This is a genomic window from Mesorhizobium sp. Cs1321R2N1 (assembly GCF_037179725.1).
GTDB lineage: Bacteria > Pseudomonadota > Alphaproteobacteria > Rhizobiales > Rhizobiaceae > Mesorhizobium > Mesorhizobium salmacidum.
On record NZ_JAPYKP010000362.1, the window covers coordinates 1 to 245 of the forward strand.

Below are 245 nucleotides of genomic sequence, written 5' to 3' on the forward strand. Positions count from 1 at the left end.
CGCCGAGTTGCCCATATGGCTGCATCGGTACAATTGGCACCGTCCGCACGGAAGCCTAAAGTCCAAACCGCCAATCAGCCGCCTGGGCCTGACCAAGGACAACCTGTTGAGGCTCCACACCTAGGGCGTAGTGACGATTTAACTACCTGAGCCAGATAGCGATAGCGGCAAGTTTGACAAAGCCCATGAAGTTGGCGAGCAACTTGTCGTATCGTGTTGCGACGCGGCGGAACTGTTTGAGTTTG

The 245-nt window shown here is 55.5% G+C and carries 2 pseudogenes; one reads left to right on the top strand and one right to left on the bottom strand.

Annotation, left to right across the window (positions count from 1 at the left end):
• A pseudogene (locus O7A61_RS32510) lies at nt 1-124 on the top strand (IS481 family transposase); the annotation flags it as partial.
• A gap of 18 nt (nt 125-142) precedes the next feature.
• Here the strand turns inward: O7A61_RS32510 and O7A61_RS32515 are convergent.
• Nucleotides 143-245, bottom strand: a pseudogene (locus O7A61_RS32515) (IS5/IS1182 family transposase); the annotation flags it as partial.